Annotated in this window: 21 protein-coding genes; 10 read left to right on the top strand and 11 right to left on the bottom strand. The window is 74.8% G+C overall.

Annotation, left to right across the window (positions count from 1 at the left end):
• The first annotated feature begins 2 nt into the window (after positions 1-2).
• The 3 genes from ASG36_RS00305 (at position 3) to ASG36_RS00295 (ending at position 2,046) form a co-directional block, all read left to right on the top strand.
• Positions 3-395: a GntR family transcriptional regulator gene (locus ASG36_RS00305; RefSeq protein WP_055757927.1), complete on the top strand. Its 393-nt coding sequence runs from the start codon at positions 3-5 to the stop codon at positions 393-395.
• A complete protein-coding gene (locus ASG36_RS00300) occupies positions 392-724 on the top strand; it encodes a YnfA family protein (RefSeq protein ID WP_055757922.1) in 333 nt (110 codons plus the stop codon). Before ASG36_RS00305 ends, ASG36_RS00300 begins: the two co-directional genes overlap by 4 nt.
• 179 nt (positions 725-903) lie before the next feature.
• Positions 904-2,046 carry a glutathione-independent formaldehyde dehydrogenase gene (locus ASG36_RS00295; protein WP_055757919.1) on the top strand — a complete coding sequence of 381 codons (1,143 nt, stop codon included), beginning with the start codon at positions 904-906 and terminating at the stop codon, positions 2,044-2,046.
• On the opposite strand, the gene ASG36_RS00290 is transcribed toward ASG36_RS00295, so the two are convergent.
• A complete protein-coding gene (locus ASG36_RS00290; RefSeq protein WP_055757916.1) occupies positions 2,027-2,452 on the bottom strand; it encodes a hypothetical protein in 426 nt (141 codons plus the stop codon). The two genes, ASG36_RS00295 and ASG36_RS00290, sit on opposite strands and share 20 nt — an antisense overlap.
• Entirely contained in the window at positions 2,449-3,405 is a 957-nt protein-coding gene (locus ASG36_RS00285) for a WcbI family polysaccharide biosynthesis putative acetyltransferase (protein ID WP_055757913.1), read from the bottom strand. The genes ASG36_RS00290 and ASG36_RS00285 overlap by 4 nt, the downstream gene beginning before the upstream one ends.
• Before the next feature lie 80 nt (positions 3,406-3,485).
• On the opposite strand from ASG36_RS00285, the gene ASG36_RS00280 reads away from it, so the two are divergent.
• Positions 3,486-4,721 carry an MFS transporter gene (locus tag ASG36_RS00280; RefSeq protein WP_235494436.1) on the top strand — a complete coding sequence of 412 codons (1,236 nt, stop codon included), beginning with the start codon at positions 3,486-3,488 and terminating at the stop codon, positions 4,719-4,721.
• Positions 4,722-4,787: 66 nt separating this feature from the next.
• Complete coding sequence (locus tag ASG36_RS00275; RefSeq protein ID WP_055757910.1) at positions 4,788-5,447, top strand: dihydrofolate reductase family protein; 660 nt, start codon at positions 4,788-4,790, stop codon at positions 5,445-5,447.
• Here the strand turns inward: ASG36_RS00275 and ASG36_RS00270 are convergent.
• Both ASG36_RS00270 and malQ read right to left on the bottom strand, forming a co-directional pair.
• The gene (locus tag ASG36_RS00270; protein WP_235494434.1) at positions 5,434-5,772 is read right to left on the bottom strand and encodes a hypothetical protein; all 339 of its coding nucleotides are present in this window, start codon (positions 5,770-5,772) and stop codon (positions 5,434-5,436) included. The two genes, ASG36_RS00275 and ASG36_RS00270, sit on opposite strands and share 14 nt — an antisense overlap.
• Positions 5,773-5,810: 38 nt before the next feature.
• Positions 5,811-7,655 (bottom strand): 4-alpha-glucanotransferase, encoded by a 1,845-nt coding sequence (gene malQ / locus ASG36_RS00265; RefSeq protein ID WP_055757907.1) that lies wholly within the window; start codon positions 7,653-7,655, stop codon positions 5,811-5,813.
• Positions 7,656-7,725: 70 nt separating this feature from the next.
• Between malQ and ASG36_RS00260 the strand changes: the two genes are divergently transcribed.
• Positions 7,726-8,385 (top strand): alpha/beta hydrolase, encoded by a 660-nt coding sequence (locus ASG36_RS00260; RefSeq protein WP_157498472.1) that lies wholly within the window; start codon positions 7,726-7,728, stop codon positions 8,383-8,385.
• A 1-nt stretch (position 8,386) separates the two neighbouring features.
• Here ASG36_RS00260 and ASG36_RS00255 read toward each other — a convergent pair whose 3' ends face one another.
• The 3 genes from ASG36_RS00255 to ASG36_RS00245 are packed head-to-tail and all read right to left on the bottom strand — an operon-like array spanning position 8,387 to position 12,235.
• Positions 8,387-9,226 (bottom strand): CoA ester lyase, encoded by an 840-nt coding sequence (locus tag ASG36_RS00255; protein WP_055757900.1) that lies wholly within the window; start codon positions 9,224-9,226, stop codon positions 8,387-8,389.
• A gap of 31 nt (positions 9,227-9,257) precedes the next feature.
• Positions 9,258-11,708, bottom strand: coding sequence for an ATP-dependent helicase HrpB (gene hrpB, locus ASG36_RS00250; RefSeq protein WP_055757896.1), 2,451 nt, complete (start codon positions 11,706-11,708; stop codon positions 9,258-9,260).
• Between the two features lie 50 nt (positions 11,709-11,758).
• Complete coding sequence (locus ASG36_RS00245) at positions 11,759-12,235, bottom strand: hypothetical protein (protein WP_055757894.1); 477 nt, start codon at positions 12,233-12,235, stop codon at positions 11,759-11,761.
• A gap of 84 nt (positions 12,236-12,319) precedes the next feature.
• Here ASG36_RS00245 and ASG36_RS00240 point away from each other — a divergent pair, with 84 nt between their 5' ends.
• The 4 genes from ASG36_RS00240 to ASG36_RS00225 all read left to right on the top strand — a co-directional run bounded on the left by ASG36_RS00240 (position 12,320) and on the right by ASG36_RS00225 (position 16,303).
• Positions 12,320-13,369, top strand: coding sequence for a TIGR03885 family FMN-dependent LLM class oxidoreductase (locus ASG36_RS00240; protein WP_055757891.1), 1,050 nt, complete (start codon positions 12,320-12,322; stop codon positions 13,367-13,369).
• Positions 13,366-15,045, top strand: a complete 1,680-nt coding sequence (locus tag ASG36_RS00235; protein WP_055757887.1) for an alpha-amylase family protein — start codon at positions 13,366-13,368, stop codon at positions 15,043-15,045. The genes ASG36_RS00240 and ASG36_RS00235 overlap by 4 nt, the downstream gene beginning before the upstream one ends.
• Positions 15,046-15,154: 109 nt before the next feature.
• Positions 15,155-15,664: a hypothetical protein gene (locus tag ASG36_RS00230; protein ID WP_055757884.1), complete on the top strand. Its 510-nt coding sequence runs from the start codon at positions 15,155-15,157 to the stop codon at positions 15,662-15,664.
• Between the two features lie 75 nt (positions 15,665-15,739).
• Positions 15,740-16,303: an isochorismatase family protein gene (locus ASG36_RS00225; RefSeq protein ID WP_055757881.1), complete on the top strand. Its 564-nt coding sequence runs from the start codon at positions 15,740-15,742 to the stop codon at positions 16,301-16,303.
• A 2-nt stretch (positions 16,304-16,305) separates the two neighbouring features.
• Here the strand turns inward: ASG36_RS00225 and ASG36_RS00220 are convergent, their stop codons facing one another.
• From ASG36_RS00220 to mmuM, 4 genes are all read right to left on the bottom strand, one after another.
• Positions 16,306-17,067 carry a sulfite exporter TauE/SafE family protein gene (locus ASG36_RS00220; protein WP_055757879.1) on the bottom strand — a complete coding sequence of 254 codons (762 nt, stop codon included), beginning with the start codon at positions 17,065-17,067 and terminating at the stop codon, positions 16,306-16,308.
• Positions 17,064-17,855, bottom strand: a complete 792-nt coding sequence (locus ASG36_RS00215) for a sulfite exporter TauE/SafE family protein (protein ID WP_200944296.1) — start codon at positions 17,853-17,855, stop codon at positions 17,064-17,066. Before ASG36_RS00215 ends, ASG36_RS00220 begins: the two co-directional genes overlap by 4 nt.
• A 69-nt stretch (positions 17,856-17,924) precedes the next feature.
• Entirely contained in the window at positions 17,925-20,495 is a 2,571-nt protein-coding gene (locus ASG36_RS00210; protein WP_055757876.1) for an RNA helicase, read from the bottom strand.
• Between the two features lie 25 nt (positions 20,496-20,520).
• The gene (gene mmuM / locus ASG36_RS00205) at positions 20,521-21,417 is read right to left on the bottom strand and encodes a homocysteine S-methyltransferase (RefSeq protein WP_055757873.1); all 897 of its coding nucleotides are present in this window, start codon (positions 21,415-21,417) and stop codon (positions 20,521-20,523) included.
• Between the last annotated feature and the right edge of the window lie 14 nt (positions 21,418-21,431).

Raw genomic sequence — 21,431 nt, 5'->3', positions numbered from 1 at the left:
GCATGGCCGCCCACCCCGCTCCCGACCTGGCAGCGCAGCTGACCGTGGACGTCGGCAACGGCACCCCGCCCTACGAGCAGGTCCGCGCCCAGGTGGCCGACCTCGTGCACGCAGGCCGGCTCGTCGAGGGGGACAAGCTGCCCCCGGTGCGCGCTCTGGCCGCCGACCTGGGGATCGCCGCGGGCACGGTGGCCCGGGCCTACGCCGAGCTGGAGACCGACGGCCTGGTCGAGGGCCGTGGGCGGGCCGGCACGGTGGTCACAGGGGTGGACGGCGACCCGGCGCGCGCCCGGCTCCGCGCCGCGGCGAACCGGCTGGTGACCGCGGCCCGGGCGGACGACCTGGACGACGCCACGGTGCTCGCCGTCGTGCACGACGCGCTGACCGCCCGGTGACCGTCCGCTCGATCGCGCTGTTCGTCCTGGCGGCGGTGCTGGAGATCGGCGGCGCCTGGCTGGTCTGGCAGGGCGTGCGCGAGCACCGCGGCTGGCTCTGGATCGGGGCCGGGGTGGTCGCTCTCGGGCTGTACGGGCTGGCTGCCGCCCAGCAGCCGGACGGGACCTTCGGGCGGGTGCTGGCCGCCTACGGCGGGGTCTTCATCGTGGGTTCGCTGGTGTGGGCGGCCGTGGCCGACGGGTTCCGGCCCGACCGCTGGGACGTCACCGGCGCGCTGGTCTGCCTGGTCGGGGTGGGCCTGATCATGTACGCGCCCCGCTCGGGCTGACCGGCCGGTTGCGACTCCCGGCAGTCCCACCGCTGCCGGACGGTTGAGCCCCCGGGCGCCCCGGGCATGTCGGTTGTGCACGACATGCGTCCGGCGGCATGCCACCCCTGTGGGTGGCGAGGCGGTCGAGACCCGGGCCCCCCTCCCGGACGCACCCACCGATCTCCCGGAGGACCCCCATGCGCGCACTCGTCTACAACGGCCCCCACGACGTCTCGGTCCAGGAGGTGCCCGACGCGAAGGTCGAGCATCCCACCGACGCCGTCATCCGCATCACCGCGACCAACATCTGCGGTTCGGACCTGCACATGTACGAGGGCCGCACCGACCTGGAGACCGGCATGGTCATCGGGCACGAGAACCTCGGCGAGGTGATCGAGGTCGGGGCCGGCGTGACCAAGCTCAGCGTCGGCGACCGCGTCGTCCTGCCGTTCAACATCGGCTGCGGGTTCTGCGAGAACTGCGAGCAGGGCCGCACCGGCTTCTGCCTCACCGTCAACCCGGGCGTCGCCGGCGGCGCCTACGGGTTCGCCGGCATGGGCGGCTACAGCGGCGGCCAGGCCGAGTACCTGCGGGTGCCCTTCGCCGACTTCAACGCCCTCCAGCTCCCCGAGGACAGCGTGGAGAAGGAGAACGACTACGTCATGCTGGCCGACATCTTCCCCACCGGCTGGCACGGCACCCGGCTCGCGAAGGTCGCTCCCGGTGACTCGGTCACCGTCTACGGCGGTGGCCCGGTCGGCCTGATGGCCGGTTACTCGGCGGTGCTCCAGGGCGCCAGCGAGGTCTACGTGATCGACCACCTGGCCGAGCGTCTCGCGCTGGCCGAGGAGTTCGGTGCGATCGGGATCAACTCGAGCAAGGGCGACCCGATCGAGCAGATCAAGGACGCCACGAAGGGCCGCGGCACCGACCGTGGCGTGGAGGCGATCGGCTACCAGGCGCACGACAGCCAGGGCGTCGAGCAGCCCAACATGACGATGAACGGCCTGGTCGAGGTCGTGAAGGCCACCGGCACCATCGGCGTGGTCGGGCTGTTCCTGCCCGAGGACCCGGGTGCCTCCGACGAGCTCGCCAAGAAGGGCCAGCTGGCCTTCGACTACGGCAAGTTCTGGTTCAAGGGCCAGACGGTCGGCAACGGCCAGGCCAACGTGAAGAACTACAACCGCGCGCTGGCCCGGCTCATCCACCAGGGCAAGGCCCAGCCCTCGAAGCTGGTCAGCCACAACCTGGGTCTGGACGAAGCGCCCGAGGCGTACCGGCACTTCGACGCCCGCGACCAGGGCTGGACGAAGGTCGTCCTCAACCCCACGAAGGGCTGAGCGCGCGTACCGCCTGCCACTGGGGCGGTGAGAGCCACGACGGGTTGCTGCCCGCCGGCATCCGGACCACCTCGGCGGTCCGGGCGACCGGGTCGGTGAGCAGCGCCTCGCGGGGCACCGGCGTCGCCAGGCGGCGCCACCGCACGACCACGACGGGACCGTCGTCGGAGCCCTCCACGGGCCCGGCGACGGTCCCCGTCGCGTGCACGCCGGGATCGAGCCGGCCGCTGCACCACAGCAGGACCGGCTGGCCCGGCTCCACCAGGTCCAGCCGGTAGGAGGGCCGCACACAGCGGGCCAGCTCCACCTCACCGCCCGGCACCCAGCCCTCGGCCATCAGGTCGGGGAGCCGGGCGGACTTCAGCACCCAGCAGGCGATGTCGGCGGCGGTCAGCCGCGGCGTCACAGGCCCAGCGACGTGAGCCTGTCGGCGTACCTGGCCACCGCCCGCTCGGCCACGCCCGGTTGCGCGGCGTACAGCGCGAGCTGGGCGTCGGCGATCTCGGCCCACGGCACGTCCCGGCCGGCCAGCGACCAGCCCGGGCGCGCCGCCGTGGGGTCGAGGTCCAGGGCGGTGAGGACGGCGGCGTCCAGCGGCGACAGGCTCGAGCCGAGCATCTGGTGCTCGGGGACGGCGGGCTCCACGGCCCAGTCCAGCGTGTCGAGCACCCCCGCGCCGACCGCGTGCAGCGTGGCGTTCGCCGGGTGGTTCACCGTCCACATCGCCTCGGCGCCCCCGGCCACGACCGCGTCGGTCGTGTCCACGTCGAGGTCGGCGTTGCGCCGGCGCAGCTCGGCCTGGGAGCGGGCGGCCAGGTCCCGCACGCCGTCCCCGGTGGCCTCGTGCGACTCGATCCGGGCGACCGCCTGCTCGGTGGACCAGCCGCGGACGGCGGCGTCGAGCAGCCGCAGGTCGTGGTAGTCGGTCAGCGGGGCGTCCACCCGGGCGCCGGCCTCGTCGTGGGCGTGCACCTGCCAGGGGAACAGGCCCTCGTAGTACGTCGTCGGCACCCGGACGACGCGGGCCCTGGCCGGCAGCAGCGCGACCAGCTGCTCGCTGCCGCAGCCGGGCACCCGGTACTCGTCCTTCACCGGCTGGGTGACCAGCACCCCGGCCACGCCCATCAGCGCGTGCAGCCGGCCGACCTCGGCCTCGTCCATCTCGAACACCGGGGGCAGCCGGACGAACTCCACCCCGTGCCCGGCGCCGGCCGGGGCGACCATCCGGCGGATCGACTCGGCCTGGCAGTTGCCCCAGACGAACCCGACGCTGCCCGGCTCGACGGTGTCCGGGTCCAGCTCGGACCAGCGGCGCAGGTGCTCGGGGACCGACGGTGCCTCGACCTCGTGTGTCGTCACCGACCCAGCATGAGGGTCCGGACGTGACATCGCCGACCCCGGCTGGCCCCGGGGCCGGTCGTTGACAGAAGGTGGGGCACGTGCCTGCGACCCCGTCGACCCCGCAGCTGCCGGACGGGCACCGGGCGGGGGACCGCGGGCTGCAGCGTGCGTCCCTGTCGGTGTTCCTCGCCGGCCTGGCCACCTTCGCGATGCTCTACGAGCCGCAGGCGCTGCTGCCCGAGCTGGCGCGCGCCTTCGACGTCAGTCCCGCCGGGTCGACGCTGTCGATCTCGGTGTCCACCGTGTCGCTCGCGGTGGGCCTGCTGGTGCTCGGGCCGGTGTCCGACCGGCGCGGCCGGACCGGGATCCTCCAGCTGAGCCTGGCCACCTCGGCGGTGCTGGCCGTGCTCATCGCGCTGGCCCCCACCTGGGAGCTGCTGCTCGTGCTGCGCGGGTTCCAGGGGTTCGCCCTGGCCGGGCTCTCCTCGGTCGGGGTGGCCTACCTCCGGGAGGAGCTGCACCCCACGGTCAGCTCGCGGGCGATCGGGCTGTTCATCGCCGGCAACGCCATCGGCGGGCTGACCGGACGGCTGTTGGGCGGGTTCCTCACCGACCTCGGCGGCTGGCGGCTGGCCCTGGGCGGGGTGGCGGTGCTCGGGGTGGGCTGCGCTGTCGCCGTCCGGCTGCTGCTGCCCCCGGCGCGCCGCTTCGTGCCCGTCGACCGGCAGGGGTCGCTGCTGCGCTCGCTGGGCAGCGTGTTCACCGATCCCGCGCTGCTCATGCTCTACGCGGTCGCGGCGTTCTTGATGGCCGCGTTCGTCGCGGTCTACAACGCCGGCACCTTCCGGCTGGAGTCCCCGCCCTACGACCTGACGCCGTCGCTGGCCTCGCTGGTGTTCCTGGCCTACCTGCTGGGCTCGGCCAGCTCGCCCACCGCGGGGTGGCTGGCCGACCGGACCAGCCGGCGCCTCGTCGTCCCGGTGTCGGTGGTGGTGATGGGCGGCGGGCTGGCCCTGACCCTGCTGGAGCCGCTGTGGTGCTTCGTGCTCGGGCTGTGCGTGCTGACCGTGGGGTTCTTCTCCGCACACGCGGTGGGCAGCGCGTGGGTGGCCGCCCGGGCGTCCCTGGGTGGGCGGCCGGTCGGGCAGGCCGCCTCGCTGTACTCGTTCTGGTACTACGTGGGGTCCTCGGTCGGCGGCACGCTCGCCGGGCGGGCCTGGCAGGGCTCGGGCTGGACGGCGGTCGCCCTGCTGGCCGGCGGCTTCACCCTGGCCACCCTGCTGCTCACCCTGGCGCTGGGCCGCACCCGCTCGCTGGACCCGCACGCGCGCTGAGTCCCCGATGAGTCCGGGGGTGCGCGAGGGTCCTCCTCGACACAGACCCCAGGACACGGAGGACCGATGACACAGCTGGTGCGGGTGCAGAACCTGACCGTCTCCGCGGACGGCTACGCGGCGGGGGAGGAGCAGAGCCTGGAGCGGCCGTTCGGCCACGCCGACCCCGGCGAGCTGATGGCCTGGGCACTGGGGACGGCGAGCATGCCCGGCATGTCCCGCCCCGACGGCAGCCGCGGACTGGACGACCGGCTGGTGCGCGACTTCGGCAACGGCATCGGTGCCGAGATCATGGGCCGGAACAAGTTCGCCCCGCACCGCGGTCCGTGGACCGACCACGCGTGGCAGGGCTGGTGGGGCGAGGACCCGCCGTTCCACACCCCGGTCTTCGTGATGACCCACCACGAGCGGCCCTCGTTCACCCTGGCGGACACGACGTTCCACTTCGTGTCCGGGACGCCGGCCGAGGTGCTGGCGCTGGCTTTCGAGGCCGCCGGTGGTCGCGACGTCCGGCTGGGGGGAGGGGCGCAGACGGTCCGTGCCTTCCTGGACGCCGACCTGGTCGACCAGCTGCACGTCGCGGTCTCCCCGGTCGTGCTGGGCGGCGGCAGCCGACTGTGGGGGTCCCCGGCTGAGCTGGAGGACCGGTTCCACCACGAGGAGGTGCCCAGCCCGTCCGGTCTGGCCGTGCACCACCTGTTCTGGCGCCGGGTCAGCCCTGCTTGAGCTGCTCGGCCGACAGCCAGGCCTCCACCAGCACCGGTCCGTGCTCGCCGACCACCGCGTAGGCGACCCGGCCGTGCCAGCCGTCCTCGCGCTGGCGCCACTCGACCAGCAGGCCCGGCCAGATGCCCGGGGCGTCGGGTGGGTCGCGCACCCAGCAGTGCCGGCCGTGCCCGGCGCCCGCGGGCCGGCCGGGCAGCTGCTCGCGCACCGGACCGCCCAGCCCGCCGCGCAGCGTGGACGGCGCCGTCGAGGGCGGCACGCCCGAGCTCGCCGCCCGCTCGGCGAGCGAGGGCCCCCGTCGTCCCAGGTTCATCCCACCGGCCATGAGGACAGCATGGCACGTCCCTCGAACAGGTGTTCGAACTACAACGGTGGAATTCCCGTGCCGAGCGCGCGTGCCACGGAGCGCACCCCGCGGTGCCCGGCGAGCTCCTCGACCGGCACCGGGAGGGGCAGCCGCCAGTTCGGCCGCTCCATCGCACCGGGCACGTTGGGCCGCCGCTCGACGGCCAGCGCGTCGTCCAGGGTGGCCGACAGCAGCGTGCACGGGGCGGTCGCCAGCAGCCGGTGGGCGGCCTCCACGGCCCTGCCCGGGGTGGACCGCTTCGCCGGCCCCTCGGCGTGGCCGGTGAGGTGCGCCAGCAGCTGCCTGCGGTCCTTCTCCAGCTGCTCCTCCTCGCCGGTGCCCAGCTCCACCTGCTCGCGCACGTCAGACCCGGTCCACAGTCCGGCCACGGTCGGCAGGTCGTGGGTGGTGATCGCCCCCATCGAGGCGGCCGGCCAGGAGCTCGGCGCGTCGTCCTCGAACCAGAGCAGCCGGTAGGAGAGCACCCCGTGCTCGGCCATGGCCTCCCGGACGCCGTCCTCGACGGTGCCCAGGTCCTCCCCGACGACGACGGCTTTCGCGCGGTGGCTCTCCAGCGCGACGATCCCCAGCATGTCCTCGGCCGGGTAGCGGACGTACGCCCCGGCGGTCGGGTCGTTGCCCGGCACCCACCAGAGGCGGAACAGGCCCATCACGTGGTCGATGCGCAGCCCACCGGCGCCGGCCATGGTCGAGCGGATCGACTCGACGAACGGCTCGTAGTCCGCCGCCCGCAGCCGCCACGGCACCAGCGGCGGGGAGCCCCAGTCCTGCCCGGCGGCGTTGAACGCGTCCGGGGGAGCCCCGACGCTCACCCCGCCCTGGGCGAGCACGTCCTGCCAGGCCCACGCGTCCGCGCCGCCGCCGGAGACGCCGATCGGCAGGTCCTGGATGACGGTGAGGTCGCCGGTCGCCACGGACAGCTGGCCGTCGAGCAGCCACTGCAGCCAGGCGTGGAAGGCGACCTGCTGCTCGTGGTCGGCCACCCAGCGGCGGACGCCGTCCGAGCGGGGGTCCTGCAGCTCTGCGGGCCAGTCGGGCCAGTTCGCACCGTGTGCGTCGGCGACCGCGGCCCAGGTGGCCCAGTCCTGCAGCGGCTGGCCCTGGTGCCACCACCAGTCCCGGAAGCCCTCGGCGTCCGCGTCGAAGGACCGCTCGAGCACCGCGCGCTTGAACGCCCAGACCGCGTCCCGGTCGATCAGCTCGGCGCCGTTGAGCTCGGCGGCCAGGGCCCGGTCCGCGTCGGTGAGCTGCACCCCGGGGACGTCGTCCAGGCGCAGGTAGAGCGGGTTGCGGAAGCGGCGGGTGGCCGGCAGGTAAGGGCTGTCCTCCTGCTCGGGGCCTGGGCCCACCGCGTGCAGCGGGTTGACCAGCACGAAGCCGGCGCCCTGGCTCTCGGCCAGCTCCCGGACCGTGCGCAGGTCGGCCAGGTCGCCGATGCCCGCCGAGCCGGTGCCCCGGGCGGCGTAGAGCTGCACGGCCCAGCCCCAGCTGCGGTCCTCGGGGAGCCAGCAGCGGCCCGGCGTCACCACGAGCAGCCGGTCCCGGCCGTCGGGCGTGCGGATCCGGTGGTAGCCCAGCGGGAAGTCCTCGGGCAGCTCGCCGTCGACGTCCCGGCTGGTGCCGTCCTCGAGCACCACGACGGCCTCGTCGACCTCCAGGGCGTCCCCGGGGCGGACGACGATCGGGGCGGTGTCCTCGAGGTCGGCCGGCGGTTCGCCGATCACCTCGCGCAGCAGGTCGATCGTGGCCTGCTCGACGGTGTGTTCGGTGTCGAGGGCGTCGAGCCAGGAGGCGTCGATGCCCCAGCGGTCGGTGACGGGCGGGGACGGGTCCTGGCTCACCGGTCCATCGTCGTCGCTGCCGGTCGCACCCGCCGGGCGGCGGCCCGCGCACCGGGGTGTGATGGTCGGCATGTCGTCCTGGCTGCTGTGCCACCCGCCCCTGCTCAGCGCTGCCGTCCTCGGGCCGTTGCGCGACGGGCTGCGCGCGCGCGGTCACGAGGTCGTCGTCCCCGACCTCCGGTCGGCCGTGGAGACGGCCGAGGACTGGTGGGTCCGGTACACCGAGGAGGCCGTGGCCCACGGGTCCGATCGCCCGGTCGACGTGGTGGTCGGGTACTCGGGGGCCGGCGTCGTCCTGCCCCGGGTCGCCGCGGCGGTGCGGGCCACGCGGGTCGTGTGGGTGGACGCCGTCGTCCCGGCCCGCTCGGGGGTGACGCTGCCCTCGCCGGACCTGCGGGCGATGGTCCGCGGGATGGCCCGGGACGGTCTGCTCCCGCCCTGGCCGACGTGGTGGGGCCCCGACGCCCTGACCGAACTCGTGCCCGACCCGGAGCTGCGGGCGCAGATCACCGCCGAGGCGCCGTCACTGCCGGTCGACCTGTACGACCAGGCGGTCCCGGTGCCGGGCAGCTGGCCCGATGCCGACGTCACCTACGTGCACCTGTCGCCGGCCTACGACGCCGACGCCGAGGAGGCCCGCCGGCGGGGGTGGCGGGTGGTCGGTGACGGCGCCGGCATGCACACCGACGTCGCCACCGACCCCGCGGCCGTGCTGGAGCTGCTGGGCTGACTCAGGAGGGCTGGATGCCCAGCGCCGTCGCCAGCGTGGTGATCTTGCGTGCGCGACCGAGCCGGGGCAGGTCGCTGCCGTCCCGGATGACCTGGCCGCGGGCCTCGAAGTCGGCCAGGAAGTCCGTGGCCCAGGCGACGTCGGAGGGGGTGGGGCTGATGACCTCGTTGATCACCGGCAGCTGCTCGACGTCCAGGCAGAGCTTGCCGGTGAGGCCCAGGGAGACGGTGACGCCGGTGGCCTCGCGCAGCACGCCATGGCTGGAGCCGACGGTCGGGCCGTCGATCGGGCCGGGCAGGCCGCCGATCCGGCTGCCCACGACCAGGCGGGAGCGCGGGTAGGCCATCGCCAGGTCGTCGGCGGCGGTGCCGGTGTCGCGGCGGTAGTCACCGGAGCCGAAGGCCAGCCGGAAGGCGCCGCGCGCCGAGGCGATCCGCACCGTCTCCTCGATGCCCAGGGCGGACTCCACGAGCGCCAGCACCCGGGTGGAGCCACCGAGCCGGTCGTAGGTCTCGGTGACGTGCTCGGCGGCCTCGGTCTTGGCGAGCATCACGCCGGCCAGACCGGGCAGGCCGGCCAGGGCGGTGACGTCGTCGGCCCAGAACGGGGTGGAGTGGTCGTTGATCCGCACCCAGGCCTGACGGTCGCGCTCGGTGGAGAGGTACTCCACGACCGAGGCGCGGGCCTGCGGCTTGGCCTTGGGGTCCACCGCGTCCTCGATGTCGAGGATCACCTGGTCGGCCCGGGAGGCCAGCGCCGCGTCGAACTCGGCGTGGTCGCGGGCGCCGTTGACCAGCAGCCAGGAGCGGGAGATGTCGGGGGCCACGTGTCGTCTCTGCACGCCGAGATCATGCTCGGCCCCCCGGTGTGACTCAGCTCCGGGGCTTGACCCGCCGGATCGGCAGCGCCCGGGCGGGGTCCTCGGGCCAGGGGTGCTTGGGGTAGCGGCCCTTGAGCTCGCTGCGCACGGTCGGGTAGCCCGTCTGCCAGAAGCCGGCCAGGTCGCCGGTGGTGGCCACCACCCGGCGGGCGGGGGAGAGCAGCTCCAGGCGCAGCGGCCGCCCGGCCACCGTCGGGGTCTCCTTCCAGCCGAAGGCCTCCTGCACCCGCATCGAGGCCGTCGGGCTCTCCGGGTTGGAGTAGTCGACCGTGTGCCCGCCGCCGCCGGGGACGGTGACCTTCTCCGGGACGGCGTCCTCCAGCGTCGCGGCCAGCTCCCACGGCACCAGCGCCCGCAGCGCGGCGAGGACGTCGAGCCGGCGCAGGTCGTGCCGGTCGCGGGCGGCCCGCACCTGCGGGGTGGCCCCCAGGGCCTCGCTCAGCGCGCGGTCGTCGACGGCCGGCCAGGGTTCGCCGAGCCCGGCGTGCGCGGCGGCCAACCGCTCGCGCAGCGACGTCGCGGCCGGGGTCCAGCGCAGCAGCGCCAGCCCCTCGGTGCGCAGGCCCTCGGCGACCGCGGCCGCCACCAGGTCGGGGTCGGGGTCGGGCAGCGGGCGCTGGGTGAGCACGATCGCGCCGAGCCGCTCGACCCGGGCGGCCCGCACGTCGCCGTCCCGCCAGACCACCTCGGGGCCGTCGGTGTGCGCGCCCACCTCGAGCGCGGTGTCCTGGTCGACGGCGACGGCCAGCCGGACCCGGGCGTCCCGGCGGCCCGGTGCGCGGTCGGCGGCGGCCACCGCGATCCACTCCGCGCCACCCAGCGCGGTGCCCTGCGGCAGCTCCGCGCCGGTGCCGGCCGCCAGCAGGTAGGTGCGCTCGGTCTTCGGCCGCCGTCGCGCCAGCCACTCCGGGTGTGCCAGCGCGGTGACCAGGCCGGCCGCGGCGTCGTCGGTCAGGTCCGTGCGCGCGACGTCGGGGACGGCGCGCTCCAGCCGGCGCACCTCCTCCCGCCACGGCCCGTGACCCTGGCGGGCCTCGCGCAAGGCCGCGACCAGGTCGTCGGAGCGCGGGCTGCCGTCGGCCGACAGCAGCGCGACCACCTCGGCGGCCCGCTTGCGGCCGACCAGCGGGGTCCCGTCGACCAGCGCGCGGGCCAGCCGCGGGTGGGCCCCGACCCCGGAGAGCTGGCGACCGCGGTCGGTCACCCGGCCCTCGTCGTCGACCGCGCCGAGGGTGCGCAGCGTCTGCCCGGCCACGGCCATCGCGGCCTCCGGGGGCGGGTCGAGCAGTGCCAGCCCGACGCCGCCGGGGGCGCCCCAGGTCGCGAGCTCCAGGGCGACCGGGGTCAGGTCCGCGGTGGCCATCTCCGGCTCCGGGGCGGCCGGACGGCGACGGTGCTCGGCCTCCGACCACAGCCGGTACACCCGCCCCGGCCCCTCCCGCCCGGCCCGGCCGGCGCGCTGGGTGGCCGCGGCGACCGACGCGGGCACGGTGACCAGGGCACCCAGCCCGCGGGACATGTCGACCCGCGGCGTGCGGGCCAGCCCGGCGTCGACGACCACCCGGACGCCGGGGACGGTGAGGCTGGACTCGGCGACGTCGGTGGCCAGCACCACCCGGCGGCGCGGACCGGCGGTGAGTGCGGCGTCCTGCTCGGCGCTGGGCAGCCGGCCGTGCAGCGGGCGGACGTCGACGTCCAGACCGCCGAGCCGCTTCTGCACCCCGCCGATCTCCGCGGCCCCGGGCAGGAAGACGAGCACGTCGCCGGTGGTCTCGGTCAGCGCCCGGCGGACGGTGTCGGCGACGGCGTCCAGCAGCCGCGGGTCGACCCGGGTGCCCAGCGGTGGCTGCACCGGCGGTCGCGGGGGACACCACACGGTCTCCACGTCGAACAGCGCCCCCGTGGCCTCGACGACGGGCGCGGCGCCCAGCAGCTCGCTCAGCCGCTGTGCCTGCGCGGTGGCCGACATGGCCAGCAGCCGCAGCTCCGGGCGCAGCGTCGCCCGTACGTCGAGGGCGAAGGCCAGCGCGAGGTCGGTGTCGGTCTGCCGCTCGTGCACCTCGTCCAGGACCACCGTGTCGACGCCGGCCAGCTCGGGGTCGGACTGCAGCCGGCGGAGCAGCAGCCCCGTGGTCACCACCTCGATCCGGGTCACCGCCGACCTCCTCGACTCCCCGCGCACGCTGAACCCGACCCGGTCACCCACCCGCTCGCCGACCAGCGAGGCCATCCGACGGGCCGCGGCCCGGGCGGCCACCCGGCGCGGCTCGGCGACCAGCACCGTGCCCGTCGCGGCCAGCTCGAGGGGGACCAGCGAGGTCTTCCCGGTACCGGGCGGTGCGACCAGCACCGCGGTGCCGTGCCGGGTCAGGGCGTCGGTCAGCTCACCGAGCACCGCCCGCACCGGCAGGTCGGTGCCGGGGGTCCCGGGAGGTGGCAGCACGGGACCAGTCTCCCTGCGCCGGGCGTGCCCGTCGCCGGCGGACCCGGGGCTCAGGGGCCGGAACCCAGGACCTCCACCAGCCCGCCGAGCACGCTGCCGCGCCCGGGCCGCAGCACGTGGCCGAACAGCGCGCAGGCCAGCTCGTCGTCCGGGGTCAGCACCGTGCGCACCTCGATGCGGGGACCCGCGACCTCCCGCAGCGCGGTGGCGATCCAGGCGCCGTCCCGCAGCACCCGGGCCCGCCGGCTGCTGCGGTGCTGGAGGACGTAGGTCGACCCGGCCAGCGGCAGGATCCCGCGGGTCCGGGCCCGGCGGCCGCCCCACCAGCGGGTGCCGTTGGTCAGCGTCGTGGCCGAGCCGTCGGGGAGCAGCACCGGGAGCACCTGCCGGCCCCGCGGGGTGAGCCGGCGCGGGCCCAGTCCGACCACCCGTGCCCGGGAGTGCCCGGTGGCGTCCACCACGTCCAGGTACGACCGGTCGGGGGACGGTTCCACGCGCCAGCCGCGGACCAGCGGGAACGGGTGCACGACGGGGGATCCTGCCGTCGTGGGTCCTGGTTGACCAGTGCAACCCGGGATGCCCGGACCCCCGGGAGCCGATAGACAGCCCCCATGACCGTGATCGGCTTCCACGCCAGCCACGAGCAGATCCCACCGCGGGACCTGCTCGCCGCCGTCCAGCACGCCGAGCAGGTCGGCTTCACCGCCGCGATGTGCTCCGACCACTTCGAGCCGTGGAGCGTCCGCCAGGGCCAGTCCGGGTTCGCCTGGGCCTGGCTCGGGGCCGCGATGGCCACGACGTCGCTGCCCTTCGGTGCGGTGAACGCACCGGGGCAGCGCTACCACCCGGCCATGATCGCCCAGGGCATCGCGACGCTGAACCAGATGTTCCCCGGCCGGTTCTGGATCGCCCTGGGCAGCGGCCAGCTGATGAACGAGCACATCACCGGCGGGAAGTGGCTGCGCAAGGAGCTGCGCGACGCCCGGCTGCGCGAGTGCGTCGACGTCATCCGCGCCCTGCTGGCCGGCGAGGAGGTCACCCACGACGGGCTGGTGACCGTCGACCGGGCCCGGCTGTGGACCCTGCCCGAGCAGCAGCCCGCCCTCATTGCCCCCGCCGTCACCCCGGAGACCGCGCGCCGCGGCGCCGACTGGGCCGACGGGCTGATCACCATCAACCAGCCGCACGACCGGCTGCGCGAGGTGCTCGCCGCCTACCGCGACGCCGGCGGCCACGGCCCGGCCACCCTGCAGCTGCACCTGTCCTGGGCGCCGGACGCCGACGAGGCGATGGAGACCGCCTACGACCAGTGGCGCTCCAACGTGCTGCCCCCGCCGCTGTGCTGGGAGCTCGAGGGCGCGAAGAGCTTCGACCAGGTCGCCGCGCTGGTCAGCCGCGAGGACGTCGCCCAGGCCGTGCGGGTGTCCGCCGACCTCGGCCAGCACGCGGCCTGGATCGCCGAGTACGCCGAGCTCGGGTTCGACCGGGTCGTGCTGCACCACGTGGGCCAGACCCAGACGGCGTTCCTGGACGCGTTCGGGGAGCACGTGCTGCCCCAGCTCGACGTCGAGGTGCCCGAGCCGACGCTGGCCATCGACCCGCCCGGGCCGCCTGGCATCCGTCGTCCCGAGCAGGAGCCCCAGCCGGCGGTGCTGGCGTGAGGATCACCGACACGGCCGACCTGTGGTGGAAGAACGCCGTCCTCTACTGCCTGGACGTCGAGACGTTCATGGACTGGAACGACGACGGGGTCGGGGACTTCACCGGCCTGGCGCAGCGGCTGGACCACCTGGTCGACCTCGGCGTCACCTGCCTGTGGCTGATGCCCTTCTACCCGACCGCCGAACGGGACGACGGGTACGACATCACCGACTTCTACGGCGTGGACCCCCGGCTGGGCAACCACGGCGACGTCGTGGAGGTCATCCGCACCGCCCACGACCGGGGCCTGCGGGTGATCGCCGACCTCGTGGTCAACCACACGTCCGACCAGCACCCCTGGTTCAAGGAGTCCCGGAGGTCCACCGACAACCCGTACCGCGACTGGTACGTGTGGCGCTCGGACACCCCGCCCGACACCAGCGACCAGGTCGTCTTCCCCGACCAGGAGGACTCGATCTGGGAGCTCGACGAGAAGACCGGGGAGTACTACCTCCACCAGTTCTACAAGACCCAGCCCGACCTGAACGTGACGAACCCGGTGGTCCGGGACGAGATCGCCAAGATCGTCGGGTTCTGGACCCAGCTGGGCCTGGACGGCTTCCGGATGGACGCCGTCCCGTTCCTGCTGGACACCTCCGGCAACGCCGACGGCGAGGCCCGGGCGCTGCCCGACCCGCACGCCTACCTGCGCGACATCCGGGCGTTCCTGGACCGGCGGACCAACGGCGGCATCCTGCTCGGCGAGGTCAACCTGCCCTTCGAGGAGCAGCTGGAGTTCTACGGCGGCACCGACGGAGACGAGCTGACCATGCAGTTCGACTTCATCGGCATGCAGGCCACCTACCTCTCCCTGGCCCGCGGTGACGCCGGCCCGCTGGTGACCGCCCTGCAGGGTCGCCCCGCCACGTCGCCGGACTCGCAGTGGGCCACGTTCGTGCGCAACCACGACGAGCTGACCCTGGACAAGCTGACCGAGTCCGAACGGCAGGAGGTCTTCGCCGCGTTCGGTCCGGACCCGGAGATGCAGGTCTACGACCGGGGCCTCATCCGGCGGCTGCCCCCGATGCTGGCCGGCGACCCCCGCCGGGTGCGGATGGTCTACAGCCTGCTGTTCTCCCTGCCCGGCACCCCGACGCTGTTCTACGGCGAGGAGATCGGCATGGGGGAGGAGCTGTCGGTGGGCAGCCGGCTGGCCGTCCGCACCCCGATGCAGTGGACGTCGGGCGTCAACGGCGGCTTCTCCCGGGCGAGGGCGTCGAAGCTGCCCGGTCCGGTGGTGACCGGCGGGTACGCGCCGGAGTTCGTCAACGTGGCCGACCAGCGCAAGGACCCCGACTCGCTGTTGTCGTTCATGAAGCGGTTGATCGCCCGCCGGCGGGAGTGCCCCGAGCTCGGCTGGGGTGCCCTCGAGGTGCTTGAGCAGCCGCACGCCGCGGTGCTGGCGCACCGCTGCACCTGGGACGACGGGAGCCTGGTCGCGGTGCACAACCTGTCCGCCGAGCCGGTGCGGGTGCCGCTGGTGCTCACCGACTGCGCCGAGGGCCACCTGCTCGCCGACCTGCTGCAGGACGGGTCGACGCCGATCGACGACCGCGGTCAGGTCGAGCTGGCGCTGGAGGGCTACGGCCACCGGTGGCTGCGGGTGGTCGAGCCGGGCACCCGTCGGCTGCTCTGACCACCGCCGACCACAGCCGGGTCGACGAGTCGACACGTCGACTCGTCGACCCGGCGGTCCCGCGTGCGCCCCGCCCACCCCCTACGGTCGTCCCTCGAGGTGATCACCGATGACCGATCGACCGACGGGTGTCCCCACCGCGCCGCCGTTCCCCGCCGAGCCCCCGGCCCCGCCGGCCGCGGTGGTCGCCGGCCTCTCCCGCGACGGTGACGTCTGGCCCGAGGTGCCCCACGAGGCGCCGGCGGACCCGGTCGACCCACCTCCCCGACGGACCGCCGTCGCACCCCGGGCGGTGCGCACCCGGATGGGCCCCTGGGCCCCGGTCGCCGGCGCCGCCCTCGGCTTGGTCGTCGGCGTCCTGGTGGTCGTCCTCGCGCTGGCCCCGGTGGCCGACGGGTTCCCTGAGCGGCTGGCCGCGGTCTTCCTCTGCCTGGGCCTGGCCCTGCTGGGGGCCGGCGGGGTGCTGCTCGCCGACGAGGTGCGGGTCCGCCGCCGCACCGTGGGTGCGCAGTCGGTGTCGGAGGCGGCCGGCCTGCTCGGCGGACTGACCCCGGCCCGGCTGCTGGTGGGTGCGGCCGGGTTCGTGCTGCTGCTGGCCGCCTACGTCGTCCGGGGCTGACGCGGCCTGGGTGGAGTGACTCCACCGGACGTGGCAGCCTGGGCCGCTCGCCCCCCGCCCCCGGAGGTCCCACCCGTGCCCGTCTCCACGCTCGACCCCACCCGCAGCGCCCTGGTGCTGGTGGACCTGCAACGGGGTCTCGTGAGCCGGGACGTCGCCCCGCACCCGGCGGACACCGTGCTGGACAACGCCCTCGAGCTGGCCGAGGCGTTCCGGGCCGCGGGTGCCCCGGTGGTGCTGCTGCAGATGGAGCCGCCCGTCGGGGGCCCCCGGCAGCCCACCGACGTCGGCACCCGCTCCGACGGCCTGCAGCCCACGCTGGGGGAGGTCGTGGACGAGATCCGTCCGCTGGGCGACGTGGTGCTCACCAGGCACGGGTGGGGCGGCTTCCACGGCACCGCGCTGGACACCGAGCTGCGCTCCCGCGGGGTGGACACCGTCGTCCTCGGTGGGCTGGCCACCAACCTGGGCGTGGAGTCCACCGCCCGGGCCGCGCACGAGCACGGGTACGCCGTGGTGCTGGTGGAGGACGCGATGAGCAGCATCGACGCCGTCATGCACGAGTTCGCCGTCGCCCGGGTGTTCCCGCTGCTGGGCCGGGTGACGACGACGGCGGCCGCCGTCGCCGCGCTGCGCTGAGCTCAGCCGAACGCGTCGAACCCCAGCTTCAGCGCCAGGCCCAGACCGAGGACGGCGATCACCCGGCGCAGCCACGTGCCGTCCACCCGCCGCACCACCCGCGGCCCCAACCGCCCGCCCACGAAGAACCCGATGGCCAGCGGCAGCACCGCGGCCCAGGCGACATCGGCGAACAGCGCGAAGCCGACCGCGGCCACCAGGTTCGCCACGAACAGGAGCACGTTCTTGGCCGCGTTGCCGCGGGGCACGGTGGTGCCGGTGGTGAGCAGGAACATCGCCAGCATCAGGACACCGGCCGCAGCCCCGAAGTAGCCGCCGTAGATGGCGATCGCGTAGACACCCAGGGCCAGGCCCCACTGCGACCGGGTGGAGTGCCGGGCGCCCTCGGCGGCCAGCTCCCGGGGCGGGCGCTGCACGAGGATCGCCACCGAGGCCCCGGCGATGAGGAAGGGCACGATCCGCTCGAAGCCCCCGGCCGGGGTGAGGAGCAGCAGCACGGTGCCGGTGACCCCGCCGAGCAGCGCGGCCCCGGACAGCGGCACGAGCCGGCGTGCCTGCCCGACGAGCTCGGGGCGGGAGGCGCTGATCGAGCCCACCCCGTTGAAGACCAGGGCGACGGTGTTGGTCACGTTCGCCGTCACCGGCGGCAGTCCGGAGGCCAGCAGCGCCGGGTAGCTGACCAGCGAGGCCAGCCCGGCGATCGACCCGGTCAGTCCGCCACCGACGCCGGCCAGGAGCAGCAGCGCCCACTCCCACCAGCTCACCGGGTCACCAGCACCACGATGGCGGTGATCCCGAGCGCGACGATCGCCGTCCGCAGCACCGGTGCCGGCAGCCGGCGCCCGAAGGTCGAGCCCAGGTACCCGCCGACCAGGGAGCCGCCGGCGACCAGTCCGGCGGCCGGCCAGTCGATCCGGTCGGTGGCCACGACCACGTAGGTCAGCGCGGCGACGGCGTTGACCCCGAGGGTGAGCACGTTCTTGATCGCGTTCAGCTGCTGCAGGGAGTGCGGCAGCAGCAGGCCGAAGACGCCGATCTGCAGCACGCCCTGGCTGGCTGCGAAGTACCCGCCGTAGGTGCCGGTGGCGTACGCCCCGGCGAACAGCGCGGCGAGCCGGCCGCCCCGCACCCGCACGTCGGCCAGCGGGACGGCGCCGGCCCGCTCCCGGCGCCGGGCGAGCCACCGCTGCAGCAGCGGCTGGGTGGCGACCAGGACGACGGCGAGCGCGACCAGGCCGGGGACGACGGTCTCGAAGGCCGTGGCGGGCAGGTGCAGCAGCAGGAACGCCCCGGTCAGCGCGCCGAGCACCGAGGCGGGCAGCAGCGAGAGCACCAGCCGGCGCTGGCCGGCCAGCTCGCGCCGGTACCCGATCGCGCCGGTGAGGTTGCCCGGCACCAGCCCCAGGGAGTTCGACACCGTGGCGGTCACCGGCGGCAGACCGACGGCCAGCAGCACCGGGAAGGTGACCAGCGTCCCCGAGCCGACGACGGCGTTGATCGACCCCGCGGCCAGCCCGGCCAGGGCGACCGCGACCATCTCCCACACCGTCACGACGACATCGCCGGGACCCTCCCACAGCGGGCCCCTGTGACCGGGCACACGGTTGCGCCCGGCAACTCCTCAGTCCTTGCGGCCGGCTCCCACCAGGCGGATGACCGCCGAGCCCTCCTCGTCGGAGGCCTCCAGGTCGACCTCGACGTCGAAGCCCCAGTCGTGGTCCCCGGCCGGGTCGTCGACGATCTGGCGCACGCGCCACAGGCCGGGCTCGGTCTTGTCGACCACCAGCAGCGCCGGGCCGCGGGCGTCGGCGCCGGTCTGCACCTCCTCGTGCTCGGCGAAGTAGGCCTGCACCACGTCGCCCCAGGCCTCGGCGTCCCAGCCGGCGGCGGCGTCGAGCTGCCCCAGGTCGTACCAGCGGCGGCGGGCCCACAGCTCGACCCGGCGGAAGAGCTGGTTGCGCACCATCGCGGTGAAGGCGCGCTCGTTGCCGGTGACCGGTCGCGGCCGGGCGGGGACGGCGACCGGCGCGTCCAGCGGGGCCGAGGGGTTGGTCAGCTCCTCCCACTCGTCCAGCAGCGAGGAGTCGACCTGCCGGACCAGCTCGCCGAGCCACTCGACGATGTCGGTGACCTCCTCGGTGCGGGCGTCGGCCGGCACCCCCGACCGGAGCGCCTTGAACGCGTCGGACAGGTAGCGCAGCACCGCGCCCTCCGAGCGCGTGAGCTGGTACTCGTTGACCAGCTCGCGGAAGGTGAACGCCTTCTCCCACATGTCCCGCACGACCGACTTGGGCGACAGCTGGGCGTCCGCGGCCCACGGGTTGCCTGCCCGGTAGGTCTCGAAGGCGTACTCCAGCAGCTCCTCCAGGGGCTTGGGGTACGCGATCTCCTCCAGGAGCTCCATCCGCTCCTCGTACTCGATGCCCTCGGCCTTCATCTGCGCCACGGCCGCGCCCTTGGCCTTGTTGAGCTGGGCGGCCAGGATCTGGCGGGGGTCGTCGAGGGTGGCCTCGATGACCGAGACGACGTCCAGGGCGTAGGTGCTCGAGCCGGGGGACTCCGGCACCGAGGGCGACGGGGCGGCCGAGTCGGGGTCCAGCAGCCCGATCGCGGCCAGCGCGAACGTCGACAGCGGCTGGTTGAGCGCGAAGTCCGGCGGCAGGTCGACCGTGAGCCGGTAGCGCCGTCCGTCGGGCTCGGGGACGTCGAGGCGCTCGAGCACCCCGGCGGTCACCAGGCCCCGGGTGATGCCGATGGCCTCCCGGACCAGCCGCAGCTGGCGCTTGCGCGGCTCGTGGTTGTCGGTGAGCAGGTGCCGCATGGCCGCGAACGGGTCGCCGGGGCGGGCGACGACGTTGAGGATCATCCCGGTCGAGACCCGCAGGTGGCTGCTCAGCGGCTCGGGGTCGGCGGCGATCAGCCGCTGCTGGGTGGCCTCGCTCCACGGCACCATGCCCTCGGGCACCTTGCGGCGGACCAGCTTGCGGCGCTTCTTGGGGTCGTCGGCGACCTTGGCGAACTGCTTGAGGTTCTCCACCTCGTGCTCGGGTGCCTGGACGACGACGGTGCCCGCGGTGTCGTAGCCGGCCCGCCCGGCGCGCCCGGCGATCTGGTGGAACTCACGCGCGTTGAGCAGCCGGGTGCGGGTGCCGTCGTACTTGGAGAGCGCGGAGAACACCACGGTGCGGATCGGCACGTTGATGCCCACGCCCAGGGTGTCGGTGCCGCAGATGACCTTCAGCAGCCCGGCCTGGGCGAGCTGCTCGACCAGCCGGCGGTACTTGGGCAGCATCCCGGCGTGGTGCACGCCGATGCCGTGTCGCACGAGCCGGGACAGCGTCGTCCCGAAGGCGCTGGAGAACCGGAAGCCGCCGATCATGTCGGCGATCGCCTGCTTCTGCTCCTTGGTGGAGACGTTCACGCTCATCAGCGCCTGCGCGCGTTCCAGCGCCGAGGCCTGGGTGAAGTGCACGACGTAGACCGGGGCCTGCCGGGTGTCCAGCAGCTCCTGGATCGTCTCGTGCATCGGGGTGGTCGCGTAGTAGTGCGTCAGCGGCACCGGGCGCTCGGCGTTGGCCACCAGCGCGGTGTCCCGGCCGGTGCGGCGGGAGAGGTCGGCGCGCAGCTCGGTGGTGTCGCCCAGGGTCGCCGACATGAGCAGGAACTGGGCCTTCGGCAACTCGATCAGCGGCACCTGCCAGGCCCAGCCGCGGTCGGTGTCGCCGTAGAAGTGGAACTCGTCCATCACGACCAGGCCGATGTCGGCCCCGGCGCCCTCGCGCAGCGCGATGTTGGCCAGCACCTCGGCGGTGCAGGCGATGATCGGCGCCGAGGCGTTGACCGAGGCGTCACCGGTGAGCATGCCGACGTTCTCCGCGCCGAACACCCCGCACAGGGCGAAGAACTTCTCGCTGACCAGCGCCTTGATCGGCGCGGTGTAGAACGACACCCGGTCCTGGGCCAGGGCGGCGAACAGCGCGCCGGTGGCGACCAGCGACTTGCCCGACCCGGTCGGGGTGGCCAGCACGACGTTGGCCCCGCTGACCAGCTCGATCAGCGCCTCCTCCTGCGCCGGGTACAGCACGGTGCCCGTGTCGGCGGCCCAGCCGGCGAACCGCTCGAAGAGCGCGTCGGGGTCGTTGCCCTGGTCGAGCAGCGCGACGAGGTCGGGGGTGGTGTCGGAGAGGGTCATCGTGCTGTCCAGCGTCCCCTACCGCTCAGACCTTCCCGGCGACGGTGGCCGCGATCGCGGCCACGTCGTCCGGGCGCACCCGGCAGCAGCCCCCGACCAGCCGGGCTCCGGCCGACAGCCAGGCCGAGACGTCGCCGACCCCGGGGGTGCCGGTCCAGGCGCGGGCGTCGGCGTCCCAGGTCTCGCCGCTGTTGGGGTAGACCACCACCGGCTTGCCGCTGGACACCCTCGCCCACACCACGGCCGGGACGACGGCGGCCGGGTCGGTGCAGTTCACCCCGACGGCGACCACCTGGTCGATGCCGCGGGTCATGCCCAGGACGTCGGACAGCGGCTCGCCCCGGCGGGTGCGGGTGACCCCGTCCGGGCCGGTCACCGCCGACACGGAGACCCAGGCCGGGGCGTCGAGCGCGGTGACCTCGGCCAGCAGCGCCTCCACCTCGGCCGCGCCGGGCAGCGTCTCCAGCGCGAGGACGTCGACGCCGGCCTCGACCAGGGTGGCCAGCCGGGGCCGGTGGAAGGCCCGCAGCTCGTCGATCGAGACGTGGTCCAGGTAGGCGCCGGTGTACTCCGACCCGTCGGCCAGGTACGCCCCGTACGGGCCGACCGACCCGGCCACCCACGACCCCGGGGCGCCCTCCCGGGCCAGCTGCACCGAGCGGGCGATCAGCCCCCGGGCGTCGTCGAACCCGGCGGCCTCGAAGCCGGGCACCGTCGCCTGGTAGCTGGCCGTGGTGGCCACCTGGGCGCCGGCCGCGGCGAACGCGGCGTGCGCGTCCCGGATCGCACCGGGGTCGTCGCGCAGCAGCCGGGCCGACCACAGCGCACTGGTCACGTCGTGCCCGCGGGCCTCCAGCTCGGTGGACAGCCCGCCGTCGAGGACGACGGGACCGGCGGCGAGGGCAGCTGCGAGGGTGGACACGGGAGGATGGTCCT

The organism is Geodermatophilus sp. Leaf369, assembly GCF_001424455.1.
Taxonomy (GTDB): Bacteria; Actinomycetota; Actinomycetes; order Mycobacteriales; family Geodermatophilaceae; genus Klenkia.
This window is presented reverse-complemented; position numbering and strand designations above follow the sequence as displayed.